At 72.0% G+C, this 15,927-nt stretch carries 12 protein-coding genes, 1 tRNA gene, 1 other RNA gene and 2 pseudogenes; 6 read left to right on the top strand and 10 right to left on the bottom strand.

Annotated elements, in window-relative coordinates:
- Positions 1 to 256: 256 nt before the first annotated feature.
- From ACQEVS_RS18135 to ffs, 6 genes and pseudogenes are all read right to left on the bottom strand, one after another.
- Complete coding sequence (locus ACQEVS_RS18135) at positions 257 to 625, bottom strand: hypothetical protein (protein ID WP_433021641.1); 369 nt, start codon at positions 623 to 625, stop codon at positions 257 to 259.
- Between the two features lie 102 nt (positions 626 to 727).
- Complete coding sequence (locus tag ACQEVS_RS18130) at positions 728 to 1,384, bottom strand: DUF5063 domain-containing protein (protein ID WP_351503583.1); 657 nt, start codon at positions 1,382 to 1,384, stop codon at positions 728 to 730.
- On the bottom strand, positions 1,377 to 1,976 hold the full coding sequence (recR, locus tag ACQEVS_RS18125; RefSeq protein WP_433021639.1) for a recombination mediator RecR: 600 nt from the start codon (positions 1,974 to 1,976) through the stop codon (positions 1,377 to 1,379). The genes ACQEVS_RS18130 and recR overlap by 8 nt, the downstream gene beginning before the upstream one ends.
- 118 nt (positions 1,977 to 2,094) lie before the next feature.
- Complete coding sequence (locus ACQEVS_RS18120) at positions 2,095 to 2,433, bottom strand: YbaB/EbfC family nucleoid-associated protein (protein WP_004939552.1); 339 nt, start codon at positions 2,431 to 2,433, stop codon at positions 2,095 to 2,097.
- 309 nt (positions 2,434 to 2,742) lie between these two features.
- Positions 2,743 to 5,207: pseudogene (locus ACQEVS_RS18115) on the bottom strand (DNA polymerase III subunit gamma and tau).
- A gap of 185 nt (positions 5,208 to 5,392) precedes the next feature.
- Positions 5,393 to 5,487, bottom strand: an RNA gene (gene ffs, locus ACQEVS_RS18110) — signal recognition particle sRNA small type.
- Between the two features lie 121 nt (positions 5,488 to 5,608).
- On the opposite strand from ffs, the gene ACQEVS_RS18105 reads away from it, so the two are divergent.
- Positions 5,609 to 5,696, top strand: a tRNA-Ser gene (locus ACQEVS_RS18105).
- A gap of 111 nt (positions 5,697 to 5,807) precedes the next feature.
- Here ACQEVS_RS18105 and ACQEVS_RS18100 read toward each other — a convergent pair.
- A pseudogene (locus tag ACQEVS_RS18100) lies at positions 5,808 to 6,176 on the bottom strand (tyrosine-type recombinase/integrase); the annotation flags it as partial.
- Positions 6,177 to 6,843: 667 nt separating this feature from the next.
- On the opposite strand from ACQEVS_RS18100, the gene ACQEVS_RS18095 reads away from it, so the two are divergent.
- From ACQEVS_RS18095 to ACQEVS_RS18075, 5 genes are all read left to right on the top strand, one after another.
- The gene (locus ACQEVS_RS18095) at positions 6,844 to 8,694 is read left to right on the top strand and encodes a helicase-associated domain-containing protein (RefSeq protein ID WP_433021636.1); all 1,851 of its coding nucleotides are present in this window, start codon (positions 6,844 to 6,846) and stop codon (positions 8,692 to 8,694) included.
- On the top strand, positions 8,688 to 9,014 hold the full coding sequence (locus ACQEVS_RS18090; RefSeq protein WP_433021634.1) for a WYL domain-containing protein: 327 nt from the start codon (positions 8,688 to 8,690) through the stop codon (positions 9,012 to 9,014). The genes ACQEVS_RS18095 and ACQEVS_RS18090 overlap by 7 nt, the downstream gene beginning before the upstream one ends.
- A 343-nt stretch (positions 9,015 to 9,357) precedes the next feature.
- Positions 9,358 to 9,843, top strand: coding sequence for a hypothetical protein (locus tag ACQEVS_RS18085; RefSeq protein ID WP_433021632.1), 486 nt, complete (start codon positions 9,358 to 9,360; stop codon positions 9,841 to 9,843).
- Between the two features lie 213 nt (positions 9,844 to 10,056).
- A complete protein-coding gene (locus ACQEVS_RS18080) occupies positions 10,057 to 10,428 on the top strand; it encodes a hypothetical protein (protein ID WP_433021630.1) in 372 nt (123 codons plus the stop codon).
- Positions 10,429 to 10,909: 481 nt separating this feature from the next.
- Positions 10,910 to 11,878 carry a PP2C family protein-serine/threonine phosphatase gene (locus ACQEVS_RS18075; RefSeq protein WP_433027665.1) on the top strand — a complete coding sequence of 323 codons (969 nt, stop codon included), beginning with the start codon at positions 10,910 to 10,912 and terminating at the stop codon, positions 11,876 to 11,878.
- Between the two features lie 90 nt (positions 11,879 to 11,968).
- On the opposite strand, the gene ACQEVS_RS18070 is transcribed toward ACQEVS_RS18075, so the two are convergent.
- The 3 genes from ACQEVS_RS18070 to ACQEVS_RS18060 all read right to left on the bottom strand — a co-directional run bounded on the left by ACQEVS_RS18070 (position 11,969) and on the right by ACQEVS_RS18060 (position 15,723).
- A complete protein-coding gene (locus ACQEVS_RS18070) occupies positions 11,969 to 12,616 on the bottom strand; it encodes a hemerythrin domain-containing protein (protein ID WP_433021628.1) in 648 nt (215 codons plus the stop codon).
- 283 nt (positions 12,617 to 12,899) lie between these two features.
- Entirely contained in the window at positions 12,900 to 14,009 is a 1,110-nt protein-coding gene (locus ACQEVS_RS18065) for a pyridoxal phosphate-dependent aminotransferase (RefSeq protein WP_433021626.1), read from the bottom strand.
- Positions 14,010 to 14,253: 244 nt separating this feature from the next.
- Positions 14,254 to 15,723 carry an MFS transporter gene (locus ACQEVS_RS18060; RefSeq protein ID WP_433021624.1) on the bottom strand — a complete coding sequence of 490 codons (1,470 nt, stop codon included), beginning with the start codon at positions 15,721 to 15,723 and terminating at the stop codon, positions 14,254 to 14,256.
- Positions 15,724 to 15,927: the final 204 nt, after the last annotated feature.

The following is a 15,927-nucleotide window of genomic DNA, read 5'->3' as shown; positions in this document are numbered from 1 at the left end:
TAGAGGTTCCCCACCGAACGTCGCAACCCGATCACCGAAAGTCATCTCCCCTGTGGTATACGCGCGTTGCCGCGCGGGGGGTGGGTGGGCGGGAAGAAATCAACCCACCACCCATTCCGCACAAAGAGCGCTCGGGGCCTCGGAGCTCGGGACTCCGAAGCTTGAGCCCCAGGGCAGGAGTTGGGAAATTCCGCGTTCGCCGACGCGTACGCTTCGAGTTCCGAGCTTCGGGGCTGCTCTGTACTGCCCGTGCTGCTTACACCGCCGACGGCCATACGCGGCGCACGCATCGGTCGAGGTGGCCCGGGAAGTCCGCGACCGAAGTGAAGTGCGGGGTGGGGAGCGATCCGAAGTCGCCCCCGTCGAAATCCGCGCAATAGTCGATATCGGCCCAGCCACCGCGGAACAGGACGACGTGGAGTTCGGTTTCGTTCGGGCCCGTGAGGACGAGGCCGACGGAGTCGGGATCGTGGACCGCCGCCCGTTCGGTGAGAAGAGGCCGCGGCCAGCGAGCCGTCTCGTCACGCCACGTCAGGGGCCGCGCCTTGAGGCCCATGGTTTCCCAGTAGGGGAAACGTTCCGTGATCGCGGCGGCCGCCTGGTCGAGATCGATGGTCCGGTCCATGGAGGAGGATCATTCCGCCTGGGGCGGCGCGCAGCCACGGAATATCCGTTCCGTATGCCTGCGCCGCCGCCAAGCAGGCGGACACCCCTCGGCAAGCGTCCGTCAGAGCGAGCGCAGCCGCGCCGTTCCGCCGATCTCCGCGGCCATGACGCGTCCAGCCTCCTCCTCCAACTGCTCCTCCGTGCCGACGGTGTCCGTGTCGAGCCCGTCGAGTTCGTCGAGGGGCTGGTCGAGACGGACGTGGGCGACGAGGGACTGGAGGGCGCGGAGGCAGGCGGAGGCGGTGGGGCCCCAGTTGGAGAGGTACGAGAACTGCCACCACCACAGCGCCTCGCTGACGCGGCCGTTCCGGTAGTGGGCCATGCCGTGCCGCAGGTCGGTGATGATGTCGGCGAGGTCGTCGGAGATCCGGCAGGCGACGGGGGCGCTGCGCGGGACGTACGGGTCGAAGACCTCGGAGTAGACGTCGACCGGGTCGAGGAGCGTGGCGAACCGTTCGCGGAGCTCGTCGACGTCGGGCTCGGGGCCCACGTCGGGCTCGTAGCGCTCGTCGGGCAGGAAGTCCTCGTGCGCGCCGAGCCGGCCGCCGGTGAGGATGAGCTGGGAGATCTCCAGCAGCAGGAACGGAACGGCGCTGTCCGGTTCATCGCCGCGCGACACCTCGGTGACGGCGACGATGAAGCTTTCGATCGAGTCGGCGACGGAGACGACGAAGTCGTCCGGTTCGCGCTTGGCGTCGTGGAGCGTTGCGTCAGACATCGAGAAGTCGTCTCCCTTCGAAGGCACGCCCGAGCGTGACCTCGTCGGCATATTCCAAGTCTCCGCCCACAGGCAGCCCGCTGGCCAGCCGGGTGACTTTGAGTCCCATCGGCTTCACCATGCGCGCCAGGTACGTGGCCGTGGCCTCGCCCTCGAGGTTGGGGTCGGTGGCGAGAATCAGCTCGGTGACGGCACCGTCCGCGAGCCGGGCCAGCAGCTCACGGATGCGCAGATCGTCGGGGCCGACGCCCTCGATGGGGCTGATGGCCCCGCCGAGGACGTGGTAGCGGCCGCGGAACTCACGCGTCCGCTCGATGGCGACGACGTCCTTGGACTCCTCCACGACGCAGATGACGGCCGGGTCGCGGCGCGGGTCCTGGCAGACCCGGCACCGCTCCTCCTGCGCGACGTTGCCGCAGACGGCACAGAACCGGACCTTGGCCTTGACCTCGGTCAGGGCCTGGGCGAGCCGACGGACGTCGGTCGGCTCGGCCTGGAGGATGTGGAAGGCGATCCGCTGCGCGCTCTTCGGACCGATGCCGGGCAGCCTGCCCAGCTCGTCGATGAGGTCCTGGACCACGCCTTCGTACACGGATCGAGTTCTCCTTCTGGGGTTCGGGCGGCCTGGCGGCCGGGGGCCCGGGTGACCGGGCGGTCAGACGACCTGCGGCCGGACGACCGGACGGCCTGACGACCAAGCGGTCAGTGGGTCAGAACGGCAGTCCGGGGATGCCGCCGCCGAGGCCCTGGGCGAGCGGGCCGAGCTTCTGCTGCTGAAGCTGCTGAGCGGCGTTGTTGGCGTCGCGGACGGCGGCGAGGATCAGGTCGGCGAGGGTCTCGGTGTCCTCGGGGTCGACGGCCTTCGGGTCGATGACCAGGCCCTGGAGCTCCCCGGCACCGCTGACGGTGACCTTCACGAGGCCGCCGCCGGCCGAACCCTCGACCGGGGTCTCCGCCAGCTCCTGCTGAGCTGCGGCAAGGTCCTGCTGCATCTTCTGAGCCTGCTGAAGCAGCTGCTGCATGTTGGGCTGGCCACCACCGGGGATCACGGCTTCGCTCCTGTGCTCTCGCGACTACGGGTACGACGGCGCGCCGTGCGGCGCGGTTGAGCGCCGCGCCGGCCCGACGCGGGGTCGGTAGCCCGAGCCTACGTGCTCGCCGGGCGCGGCGCGCCATGCGAGGGGAAGAAGTCCGGAGGGCGGACGGCTCACGGGCGGGCGGGGGCGCGGACCGGCTGCCATCGGGTACTCGCCACTCTCCCCGCCGCTCCCCCTGCCGCTCTTCTCCCGCTGTTCGCCCCGCGTTGGCCCTATTGGCTTTTCACCCCTCATCGGCCCTCGTCGGCCCTCGTCGGCTGTTCACCCCTCATTGGCGATTTCCTCGATCACGGTCGCGCCGAGTTCGCGAATGATGAGGTCGTGGCCGGTGAGGGCGGTGTCGTCGAGGTCGGGGTCGTCCTCGGCGGGCATGTCGTCCTCGATGGAGACCGACGGGGGCTCGGGCTCGCGGTAGGGCTGCGCCGGGGCCACCGGGGCGGCCTGCTGCGGTGCCGCCGGGCCGGAAGAGGCCTGCGGGGGCTGCGGGGCAGGCGTGGGAGCCGGGGCGGCGGCCTGCGGGCGGGGGGCGGCCGGCGCCGCGGCACCCTGCGCGAAGCCGCCGCCTCCGCCACCGCCGAACCCGCTGCCACCGCCGCCGTAGCCGCCACCGCCCGCGTACGCGCCACCACCGCCGCCGCCGAAGCCACCGCCGGGACCGGCGGCCGGGCCTCCACCGGCCCCAGCGGCCCCACCGGCACCGGCACCGGTCACGTCCACGACGAGCTCGATCTTCCACTGCACGCCGAAGGCGTCGCCGAGCGCCTGCCGGAGGACGTCCTCGCTGCCGCTGTTGGCGAAGCTGTCACGTGCCCCGACGTTGGAGAAGCCCACCTGGAGCGTGGTGCCGTCGAAGCCGCTGACATGGGCGTTCTGGCTGAGCAGGATCCACGTGAAACGTCTGCGGTTCTTGACCGCGTCGAGGATCTGCGGCCACATCTGGCGCGCTTGGTCCACGCTGCCGCCATGGGCCTGGGGCTGCTGCGGCTGCGGCGCCTGGGCCTGGGCCTGGGCCTGGGCCTGGGCCTGCTGGGGTTGCTGAGACTGCTGAGGCGCCTGCACGGCCGGCGTGGTCGCGGTCGGCCAGCCACCGGGCCGCGTACCCGACTGGGCGCCCCCCTGCTGCGGGGAGGCGGCGGACGGCCACGCACCGGGCTGGGCGGCAGGCGCGCCACCTGCGGGAGCAGCGGCAGCCGCGGGACCAGCGCCCTGTCCCGGCCCCTGCCCCGGCGCCGTGGCCGTGGGCCACGCGCCCGGCCGGGGAGCGGCGGCATCAGGCTGGGGAACGACGGCATCCGGTTGCCCAGGCACGGGCGCGGGCGCGGTGGGCGCCGGCGCAGCGGGAGCCGGGGCCGGAGCGGCCACCGGAGCCGCGGACGCGGGGGCCGGAGGCTGCTGCGCGCCCCCGGGAATGGCACCCGAAACGGCCGCGCGGGCGGCGGCAGGCCCGGAAAGACCGGCGACGCCGGGGACCCCGGCAGGAGCGTGCGCCTGCGCCCCCGGCTCGTACCCGGCGGAAAGGCCGCCCTGCGGCGCCCCCATGAACCCGCCGGCGGCCGGACCGGCGCTCAGCCCCATCCGCTCCAGCTTGTCCAGCCGGGCGCGGACGGAGCGCTCGTCGTCGTACGCGCCGGGGAGCAGCACCCGCGCGCAGATCAGCTCCAACTGGAGCCGGGGGACGTCGCGCCGCGCATCTCCGTCAGCCCCTGGTTGACGAGATCGGCGGCGCGGCTGAGCTCTCCGGCGCCGAAGACGGACGCCTGCGCCTGCATGCGTTCGACGACGTCGACGGGGGCGTCGATGAGCCCCTTCTCGGCGGCGTCCGGGACGGCGGCGAGGATGACGAGGTCGCGCAGCCGCTCCAGGAGGTCGGCCACGAAACGGCGGGGGTCGTTGCCGCCCTCGATGACCCGGTCCACGACCTCGAACGCGGCGCCGCCGTCACCGGCCGCGAACGCGTCGACGACGGCGTCGAGCAGCGACCCGTCCGTGTAGCCGAGGAGGGACGTCGCCATGGCGTATGTCACACCGTCCTCGGCGGCACCGGCGAGCAACTGGTCCATCACGGACATCGAGTCACGCACGGAACCCGCGCCGGCCCGGACGACGAGCGGCAGCACCCCGTCCTCGACCGGGATCTTCTCCTGCTCGCAGACCTGCCCCAGGTACTCGCGGAGCGTGCCGGGCGGGACCAGGCGGAACGGGTAATGGTGCGTACGCGACCGGATCGTCCCGATGACCTTCTCGGGCTCGGTGGTCGCGAAGATGAACTTGAGGTGCTCCGGCGGCTCCTCGACCACCTTCAGCAGGGCGTTGAAGCCCGCCGAGGTGACCATGTGGGCCTCGTCGATGATGTAGATCTTGTAGCGGCTGGAGGCCGGCCCGAAGAACGCCTTCTCCCGCAGCTCACGGGCGTCGTCCACACCACCGTGGGACGCGGCGTCGATCTCGATCACGTCGATCGAGCCGCGCCCGTTCCGCGCGAGGTCCCGGCAGGACTGGCACTGCCCGCAAGGGGTGGGCGTCGGCCCCTCCTCGCAGTTCAGACAGCGCGCGAGGATGCGCGCGCTCGTCGTCTTGCCACAGCCGCGCGGCCCGCTGAACAGGTACGCGTGATTGACCCGGTTGTTCCGCAGCGCCTGCTGCAACGGGGCGGTGACATGCTCTTGCCCGATGACCTCGGCGAAGGACTCGGGGCGGTAGCGGCGGTAGAGCGCGAGGGACGACACACCTACGACGATATCGGGCCCCACTGACAAGTGGCCTCGCTCACAGTTTCCAGCCGGTGCCACCCCGGCCCCCGCCTGCGGCGACTCGACTCCGGCCCGCGCGGAACCCCCCTCCCCGCGCCTCCGGAAGCACCCCGGCCCCAACCCGGCGCCGCCCCCACAAACCCAGGCAAACCCCGGGAAACACAAGGGCCCCCCACGCACCCGCCAGAGCCCACTTACCCTTGCTGCCTTCCGGCCCTGGGGGAGTTGGGTGAGATAGCGCCACGTGAGGGGCTTGCCCCCCACCCTAGCGCACTCCACCCCCACCCCGGTCCTCTCCCCCGACCCCACCCCCTCCCGACGATCTTGTCGCCGATCGGGTTCGCGAGCACTGCTCCACGTCTTGTATTGTTTGCGGCGGAGGATTCGCCTAGAGGCCTAGGGCGCACGCTTGGAAAGCGTGTTGGGGGCAACCCCTCACGAGTTCGAATCTCGTATCCTCCGCCAGTGCCTCACCGGGCACGATGTCGAAGGGCCCCCTGGAAACAGGGGGCCCTTCGACGTTGTCCCTACGGTTCGTTGTCCTGTGTCTTTGTCCACAGCAAGGTTTTCCGGGGCTCACCAGATGGCGCGCTCGATCTTCCAGGCCGCCTCGTTGAGCATGGGATCGGTCACGCGCAGGTACCGCGCCCCGCATCCGGGCGGCGCCGCCCGGCTCCCAACCCACGATCTGGTCGATGGCCCGGTCCGGGACCCCAAGCAGCATCAGCACGGTCCCCGCGGTGTGCCGTGCGTCGTGCAGACGCCCGTCCCGGACGCCGGCATCTTCCAGCAGCCGCTTCCAGTCGTGATAGTCCATGTTCGGGAACGGCCCGCCCAACGGCTCGGTAAACACGTACTCAGACTCGGCCCATGGGTTTCCAGCCGCCGCGCGCTCCCGGAACCGCGCTTCCTATGGGAGCGGAGCATCACGGCCAGTGACCCGGGAGCCTCCGCAGTTGCCCGAACGGGCAGACCGAGGGGCCGGACCGCTGATCGCGGTTCGGCCCCTCGGCGTTTACCGGTCTCGTCGAGAAGGCACTACTCCGGCTTTCCGCCGGGAGGCGGCCCACGAGCCGTCGGCTTTCCCGCCGCAAGACGGCCCGCGAGCCGTCGCGCGGGCCATCGGCTCGTACTACGGGGGAACTCTCCGCATACAGCACCCGCGGATCACGGGGATGCGCCACCCTTGAGGCCCGGCCGGCCGGGTTCCGGCGCCGGCTGTGACGCTTTTGGTCCGACGAGGTGCACGGTTCAACGAGGTGCACGGTTCGACGAGGTCCATGGTCCGACGAGGTGCAACCGCGCATGAGGTCCCGATCGACGCTGGTGGCATGGCTGGCCGGCCTTGACGGTGCTCACCTGGTGCGCGTGCTGGAGGCGCGGGTGGACGCCGTGTCCTCTCCGGAGCCGCGCTCGGTGGGGGAACTGGCGGACCGCCTTCAGCGCCCGGGGTCGGTGGCGGCAGCCGTGCGACGGCTCGCGTTGCCGCAGTTGCAAGTGGCCGAGGCGCTGGCGGCACTGGGGGGCGCCCGCTTCGCACGACGAACTGGCGAGGCTGCTGGGGGCGACGGACGGCGAAACGGCGCGCGCGCTGGACGCCGCGCTGGAGGTGTTGGCCGATCACGCTCTGGTCTGGCCGGACGGCGCGGGCAAGCTGCACCTGGCCGGACCGCTGAAACAGGCATGGGACACGCCCCTGGGGCTGGACGCTCCACTCGAGGTGCTGCTGACGGGCATGACCTCCGACGAGTTGCGCGGCGTACTGGTGGCCCTGGACGTCAGACCGCCGGGCACCAAGCCGCAGCGGCTGGCCGCGCTGGTGGCGCACCACAGCGACCCGGAACAGGTCGTCTCGTTGGCCGCGAAGGCCCCTGCGGACGCCCGCAAGCTGCTCGAACGCCGAGCGGAGGGGGTGCCGGGGCTGCCGCAGCCCCTTGCGTTCGGCACTCCCGGCAGCGCTCCCCGCAGCGTTTCCGGCAGCGCTTCCGGTCCGGGACTCGAACCGGGCGAGCGATGGGCACTGGAACGGGGACTCCTGATCCACGACCGTCACCGCTGTGGTCCGGCCCGCATGCCCGCCGAGGTGGCGCTCGCCCTCCGCGGGCCCGGCCGGTACGCCCCCTTCGAGCCCGCACCGCCTTTCCCGCGGCTCACACCTGTCACCCCGGTGGAAGTGGACCGTGAGACGTCGGCCGCGGCCACGGCGTTCGCCGCCCATGCCGCGTCGATCCTGTCGGCCTGCTCGACGGCTGCTCCGGCCCGCCTGAAGTCCGGCGGGGTCGGAGCGCGGGAACTGGCCCGGATCGGCAAGGACGCACATGCCGACGACGCCGTCGTACGCCTCACCCTGGAGACCGCGTACGCCGCCGGTCTGCTGGGCCGGAACGGCGATCACATGGCGCCCACCCGGGCGTACGACGCCTGGGCCGAGCAGGAACCCGCGGGGCAGTTCGCCGTACTGCTGCAGACCTGGTGGAATCTGCCGCTCACCCCCACCCGTACCCGCGACGGGGACAACAAGGCGCTCCCCGCCCTCGCCGGCCGACCGCTCTGCGGCGGTTGTGTGCAGGCCCGCCAGGGATTGTCGGACGCGGCCGCGCGGCTCCCGGCGGGGAGCGGTGCGCGGGTCACGTCGGATCTGGGTCCCCTGATCGCCTGGCACCGCCCGTTCGCCGACTCCTCGCCGCAGGACGCGACGCCCTTCGCCGCCGTGATCCGTGAAGCCGGGCTCCTCGGCGTGCTCGCGCGCGGTGCCCTGTCCGCCCTCGGCATCCACCTGCGGACCGGCGACACTGAGGGGCTGGGCATCGAGTGCCGGCGGCTGCTGCCCCGGGCCACCGCGACGGCCCGGATCAGTGCCGACCTCACCGCCGTCGTCACCGGCACACCGTCCGCCCGGCTGGCCCGCCTCATGCACTCCGTCGCCGACCGGGAGACCAGCGGCACGGCATCGGTGTGGCGGTTCAGCGCCCGCAGCATCCGCCGGGCCCTGGGCACCGGCCGCACTCCCGAGGACATCATGGCCGACCTCGCCGCTGTCGCCACCGAGCCACTGCCACAGCCGCTGTCGTACCTGATCGCCGACACCGCGCGCGGCCACGGGCGCGTACGCGTGGCCCCCACGGCCTGCGTCCTCCACGGCGACGACCCCGTCCTCCTGGCCGAACTCGCCGCCCACCGCGGGCTCGCGGGGCTCGGATTACGGCAGTTGGCACCCACGGTGCTGATCAGCGGCAGCCCTCCCGACACGACTCTCGCCGCGCTCCGGGCCGAGGGATACGCCCCTGTCGAGGAGGCGGCCGACGGCACGGTCCGCATCGAAAGGGCCCGACCGCGGCGGTCCACCGCACCCGTTCCGGCTCAGCGCGGCTCCGGTGCGGCGGACAACGGCCGGACCGCCGCCGGCCTCGCGTCGCAGGAATTCCCGACCGTCGACTTGACCACCTTGGCGACCCGGTGCTGAACGCCCCGGCCACGACACCGAAACCGGCGCCCTTCGACGGAGGAGCGCCCTTCGCCACGGACACCGAGGAGATCGTCGCGGGGTGGGCGAAGCGCTTGCCTTACAGCGACGTCCGCCTGCTCGCCCATGCCATCGATGCCGGTCAGGCCATCACCGTCGAGTACGTCACCGTGTCGGGGAACCGGAGCGTGCGCACCCTCAGCCGCCTCACGCTCGACCCGCCCTTCCTCGAAGCCTGGTGCCACCTTCGGGACGCCGAGCGCGTTTTCACGCTCTCCCGCATCCACGGCGTGATGAGCGCCGGCTTCGCGCTCGGCTGAGTGTCGGCTCGCGGCAGGCTTCGTATTCGCCTCGTTTCATCGGGTGGGACCACGAACCCGGTGTCCTTCGACAGCGACCGTGCTCATAAGCCCCCGGTGGGGTCGCAGCAGCCTCGGCGGTGCGTTGGGGAGATGTCCGAGCACACAGACGACGGCGCTTCGGCCCATGACGAGCGCCGTCCGGAGGATGCTCCATGCGCTCCGGCGCCTGTCCGACACACAGCGAATGGCAGTAGCCTGGATTAATAGTCCGCCTTAGTGCTGGTTAGCGGCTGGACATCTGGCAGTGAGTCCTGCAAGTATCAGTCGTACCGCCAGGCAGGCGGGGCATAGGGAGGGAAAGATGTCACAGGAAGACCAGCAGTTCGTCTCGGTGCCGGTGCCGAGTCAGTTCGTCACACAGGTTTACGCGTTCCTCGCGGACCTCGCGGGCACCGCTACGGCGCCGTCGGCAGATGGCGGAGCCGGCCCACAGGAAGACGGCGAATGGCCCTTCGTGGAGTGGAGCGTGCAGGATCTGCGAACGCTGGCAGCCGATCAGCTTTACTCGGTCCAAGTGGTCACCCGTGTGCTGGACATCCTGGCGGAGCGACCCGGTGATCGGTTCAGCTACACCTCGCTGGTCGAACAACTCGACATGGACCGAAAGCGTTTGAGAGGCGTCCTGTCCGCCTTCACCCGCGTCGTGCACAAGCACTACGGTCGGCGGAACTGGCCGATGAGTTGGGTGGAGGCCCCCAGCGGCGAAGCCGATCTCAAGTCCGAGTTCTTCTACACCACCAACGAGGTCACCGCCACGCGATGGCGGGAGGCCCGCGCCCAGGGGTGACGGGGGCCGCCTCACAGCCTTCCTCCACAGCGGAAGCCGCCGACAACCGGCAGACGCAATGGCAACACCCGGTTCAGGGACGTGCCACCGGTTCCGGCTACGGGTTCGACGCGCCCACTCCAGTTGCTTCCGGGACCTTCCGGGGCCGTTCAGGAGCGCCCGGTTCGCTTGATTCTGTCGATCAGCGAAGGAAACGTCGGTAGCGTTCCGCGCATGACCTTCAGCGCAGGGAACGAACTCAGGCGGGTTCTCACGGAGTTGAGCGGCTTTCCTATCGACGCCGCGGACTATGTCTCCTACTTCGCCAATGACTGTGGAGAGCATTTGGTCTTCCTCCAGCGACGAGGGGAGGAATCCGCCGTCTTGCTGCACTCGGATCTGGGCTGGGAGCCCAGGCCGGTGAACGGGCCCACGACGACGATGGCCGAAGCCGCTCCCGAGGAAATGCGGCAGATGCTGAAGGGTGTGAACGTCGACACCGGGTTGTTGAATGTGCCCATGTGCGGCAGCACGGTTCTCAACCGGGACGAAGCGCGGTGGCTGGACGCCTGCTATTCGGCCAGTTCGGCCCTACGGGCCGGCTGAGGTTCCGGAAGTCGTCGGGGCGACGGCCAGGGGGCGGGGCGGTCCAGGCGGCGGCCCTCGCTCCGTCGGCGGCCCTCGCTTCTGAACCCTCAGCCGCTTCTGGGCCCTCAGCCGTACCGGACGATGTTTCGTGGCCGCCGCCGTCCCGTGCGCGTCGTTCGCCGTGGGCGCCGCGTTTGTGGCTCTGGCAGCCGGCACCGGCACTGTCTCCCCCGTACAGCCGCGCCCCGGCGCCGGCGACTCCCCTTTCCCGTTTCCCGGCGACCAGGCAGCCAACGGCGGGCCGAGTCGCTGACGCTTCCAGCGCAATGCCGGAAAGCCCGGAAAGCCATGTCCGGCTTGCCTGGCTATGCTGTGGAATGTGATCAAGCCTGGACGGCTGTGGTTCCGGCGTCGGCCCGGGCGGGAGCTGTTTACCCTGCTGTCGCCGGTGCTCCTGACCGTCGTGATCGCGAGCCTGGCGTACAACACGCCGCGGAGCATGGCGTTCAGCCGCCTCCTGCCCGCGGCGCCCGCGCTGGCGGCGGCGATGTGGCCGGTGCTGCCGACGGTACTGCTGGGGACGATCTGTCTGCTGTTGATGATCGGGCTGGGGGTCGTGTTCCCGGATCTGGGGACGGGGTACACCTCGGCCGGGATCGTGGCGGTGACCGTGGCGGCGGCGTACGGGAGTCATGCGCGGTTGCAGCGGGAGCGGACGTTGTTCCAGGTCAGGCTGGTGGCGGACGCGGCGCAGCAGGTGGTGCTGAGTCCGATGCCGCGGCGGTGCGGGAGCCTGGAGATCGAGTCGCTGTACCTCGCGGCGGCGGCCGAGGCGCGGATCGGGGGCGACTTCTACGAGGTGGCGGACACCCGGTTCGGCGTGCGGCTGCTCATCGGGGACGTACGGGGCAAGGGCCTGCCCGCGGTGGGGTCGGCCGCGGCGATGGTGAACTCGTTCCGCGAGGCCGCGTACGACGTCCCCGGCCTCGGGGACCTCGCGCGCCGGCTGGAGGCCAGCAGCACCCGGTACAGCGCCGCGTTTCCCCCCGACGACCTCATGGAACGCTTCACCACCGCCCTGCTCGTCGAGATCCCGCCCGGCGGCGGCCGGATCGGCATCCTCAACTGCGGGCACCCCCCGCCGATGCTGCTCGGCGGCGGGGGGCTCCGGGTGCTGGAGTCCAGCGCCCCCTCGCCGCTGCTCAACCTGGCAGAGCTGATCGGGGACACGTACAGCGTCGACGTCTTCGACGTCTCCCCCGGCGACATCCTGCTGCTCTACACGGACGGGGTCACCGAGGCCCGTGGGCACGGCGGGGCGTTCTTCCCGCTCCAGGACTGGATGCGGCGGCAGACGCCCACGCATCCCCGGGCGCTGCTCGACGCCCTCCATCGTGATCTGCTCCGGTACAGCCGGGGCGGGCTCGACGACGACATCGCCGCGCTCGCGGTCCGGCTCGGTCAGTGAGCGGCATCGGTCCGGTCGGAGAGCAAGCAGTACCGGTCCAGTCAGCCGGCGCCACCCGTCCGATCAGTGACGTCAGTGATGTGAGTGACGTCAGTAATGCTCGCCGAACGCCGCCCGCTGGCGCTTCTCCAGCCAGCCCTTGAACAGGGCCGCCGCCGGCGGCGCCGGCACCCCCGAGCGCTCGTCCGGGCCCGCCACCGACGACAGCCAGGCCGGCATGAACTTCAGCGTCCACGAAGGCGCCGTCTTGCGCATGTGCGCCGCGAACCCCTTCCACACCTTCTCGTTCAGCGCGGGGGCGAGGCGGCCGGAGAGTTCGCGTTCTTCGTCCGCCGCGTGCCGGGCGAGTTCGTCGCGGAGCCCGCGGGTCAGCTGGGCCAGCTCGGCCGCGGCCGACGCGCCGGCACCCAGCCCCCGAGCGGTCTCCTGCCAGCGGTGCAGGTTCTTGGCCAGTTCGTCGTGTTCGGTGGTCATCAGGGTGAGGGCCGCCTCGTCGGCCCCGAGCCGGCGGAGGGCCGGCCAGAGGAACTCGTCCTCCCCCTCGTGGTGGTGCTCGATGATCTGGGACAGCTTCTCTATGTACGCGCGCAGGGCCCCGGCCCGTTCGGCGTCCGGGGTCGCGGTGAGCCCCTCGGCGGTGCGGGCGACGCGGTCCAGGTCGCGCACCATGGCGCGGTGGGCCAGCAGCATCGTCCGGTGGCCGGAGGCGAGGGATGCGAAGGAGGGCTGGGTGGTCATCGGTACTCCTCGGGGGTCGACAGGGGGCCGGCGCGTCTCACCGGGTGTCCTCGGGCCACGGCACGAGGGTGGTGCCGCGGCTCCGGAGCGGTGCCCGCCCGGTCCTCCCACGGCGCGGCGGGCGGTCGGCGGCGGAAGCGAGCACTTCCTGGGCGAAGAGGGCGAAGAGAGCGAAGAGGGCGAAGAGCCGGGCGCCATGGCCATCTTGCCCGTGCGCGACGTCCGGCGGGCCCGGATGATGGCACTGCCGCCGGCGGATCGCTCCGCACCAACTCGGCGCGCCCTACAGGGTTTCGGCGGCCGCCCACCCGTCGCCCTCCAGCACCGCCGCCAGCGCGCCCGCCAGACGTTCCACCTCCGCCTCCGTGCCCACCGAGATCCGCAGCCGGCCCGGCATGCCGAGGGCGTCGAGCGCCCGGACGAGGATCCGGTGCTCGCCGGCCAGCCGGGCCGCGAATCGGGCGCTGTCCCCCGGCTGCGGCACGTCCACCATCACGAAGTTGCTCGCGGACGGCGCGTGGACGAGGCCCAGGGCGTCCAGGGACTTGTGGAGGAGTTCCCTGGCCCGGGCGTTGGCGGCCCGTACGCGGTCGAGGTGGTCGGGGCGTTCGAGGGCGCGGAGGACGGCGCGCTGGGCCTGCCGGTTGACGTTGAACGGCAGGGCGCCCGCGGTGGCGGACAGCCGGGCGATCAGGTCGGCGGGGCCGAGGGCCACCCCCATCCGTACCGAGGCCAGGCCCCACGCCTTGGAGAACGTCCTGGTCACCAGGGCGCGGCGGCCCGCCCGGACCGCTTCGAGCGCGAACTCGTGTTCCGGGCCCGCGAAGTCGATGTACGCCTCGTCGAAGACGACGACGCCTCCGCCCTGTTCGGCGGCGTCCAGCAGCCGGTCGACGGAGGCGCGGCCGAGGAGCGCGCCGGTCGGGTTGAGCGGGTTGCAGACGAACGCGAGGTCGGCGCCGGCGGCGATCCGCTCGGCCAGGGCATCGACGGGGAGGTCGGCGCCGTCCAGCGGCACGGTGACCGGGACACGCCCCACGGCGGCGGCGGACATCGCGTACCCGGGGAAGGTGGTGGCCGTGGTCAGGACCGCGGTGCCCGGCTCGCGGAGGAACGTCAGCGAGGCGACGAGCACCAGCTCGTCCGTGCCGTTCCCGACGGCGACCATGTCGGCGGGCACCCCGAAGTGCGCGGCCAGCGCCTCCCGCAGCAGGCGGCAGTCGGCGTCCGGATAGCGGTTGAGGTGGCGGTCGGCCTCGTCCCGGACCGCCTCGACGGTGCCGGGCGGCGGGCCGTACGGGTTCTCGTTGAGGTGCAGGCGGAGGTGGTCCCCGCCGTCCGGGATCCCGGTGTCGGCGAAGAAGCCCGGTGGGAGGGCCTGGCCCTGGAACATGGTGGAACCTTTCCGCGGGAGATGTGGATGAGGTGTGGGGCGGCGGGTGGGGCCCCGGTGCCGTACGAAGCGGAAGCGCGGCGCCGTACGAGGTGGGACCCCGGTGCCGAACCAGGCGGAAGCCCGGGGCGGCGTACGAGGCGGAAGCCGCCCGACGGGCCGCACGCCGCCCGTCGGACCGCGCCGGAAGCACCTCGGCGAGCTCGAAACAGCCCCACGAGCCCGAAACAGCCCGCCCGCCGCCTCACACCCCCGACGTCGTCTCCGGATCGAACTCCGTCCGCAGCGCGGGCAGGGCCGGCGCCAGCAGCGCCGCGCACGCGCTGAGCACCGTGCCGACGAGGAATGCCGTGTGGAAGCTGCTCAGCAGCGCGTCGGGCAGCGCCTCGCCGTCGGCCAGTCCGTCGTCCAGCCTGCCGCTCGCGAGTGCGGCCAGCACCGCCAGGCCGGTGGCGCCGCCGATCTGCTGGCCGGTGTTGAGGACGCCGGAGGCGGCGCCGGAGTCCGCCTTCGCCACGCCGCTCACGGCGGCCACGACCATCGGCACCATGGCCAGTCCGTAGCCGGCGGCGCACAGCAGCAGGGTGGGCAGGATGTCCGACGCGTACGACGCCTCGGCGGGCGAGCCGGGCAGCAGCGCGAGCCCGCCGGTGGCCGCGCCCAGCCCGACCAGGCACAGCACCCGGCTGCCGAGCTTCGGCAGCAGCTGAATGGCCAGGCCGGAGAAGGCCGCCATGGTCACGCCGAACGGCGCCCAGGACAGCCCGGCCCGCAGCGGCGACCAGTGCTGCAGGATCTGCATGTACTGGGTGAGGAAGAAGAAGATGCCGTACAGGCCGGAGGCGGCGAGCAGCATCATCAGGTTCGCCACCGCGATCTGCCGGCGGGCGAAGATGCCCAGCCGGATCAACGGCTGTGCCGCACGCGACTCCCGCACCACGAACCCCGCCAGCAGCACGCCGGCGCCGACGAGACCGAGGACGGTCGCGGCGGATCCCCACGGGCGGTGGCTGGTGCTGATCACGGTGTAGACGAGCAGCAGCAGCCCGGACGTGATGAGCAGGGCGCCCGTGGTGTCGGTCGAGGTGCTCTTGGCCGGGGGCTCGCGGTCGGCGAGGGCGGGGCGCAGGGTGAGCGCGAGCAGAAGGACGCCGACGGGGATGTTGATGAAGAACACCCACCGCCAGTCGATGGTGTCGGTGACGACCCCGCCGAGCAGCACACCGGAGACGCCGGAGACGCCGGTGAGGCCGCCCCAGACGCCGAGCGCCTTGCGCCGCTCCTTCGCCTCGGAGAACGCGGTGATCAGGATGGACAGGGCCGCCGGACTGAGCAGGGCCGCCCCGAAGCCCTGGGCGCCGCGCGCGACGATCAGCGTCCCGGGGTTCTGGGCCAGGCCGCAGGCGAGCGACGACGCGGTGAAGACGCCGAGGCCGGTGAGGAAGACCGGGCGCCGGCCGAAGAGGTCCGCGCAGCGGCCGCCGAGTACCAGGAAGCCGCCGAAGAGCAGCATGTAGGCGTCCACGACCCAGGCCAGCGACGCCTGTCGGAAGTCGAGCGACGTGCGGATGGTGGGGAGCGCCATCGCGACGACGGTGTCGTCGATGATGACCATGAACTGTGCTCCGCAGGTCACGGCGAGCACCAGTCCCGCCGCCCGGCCCGCCGTTCCGGTCGCCGCCGGTGCGGCGGTCGCGGCCGTAACCCTGCCCATGCGTCCTCCTGTGCGCTCCGCTTCCGGTTGCGGCAACCTACGGCGCCCCGCCCGCCCCGCACGTGACAGGGAGACATGGCAGATCCCTGCCATACGACCGACGTTTCCCCTGCCATGCGTCCGGCGTCCCACACCGGCAGAACCCTGCCGGTACCCACCCTGTCCACCGGCACGACCGGGTCATTGTCCGCCCCGGACGGCGCT

It is taken from the genome of Streptomyces sp. CA-181903 (genome assembly GCF_050937075.1).
GTDB lineage: Bacteria > Actinomycetota > Actinomycetes > Streptomycetales > Streptomycetaceae > Streptomyces.
The sequence above is the reverse complement of the archived record's forward strand: the minus strand, read 5'-3'. Positions and strand labels throughout refer to the sequence as shown.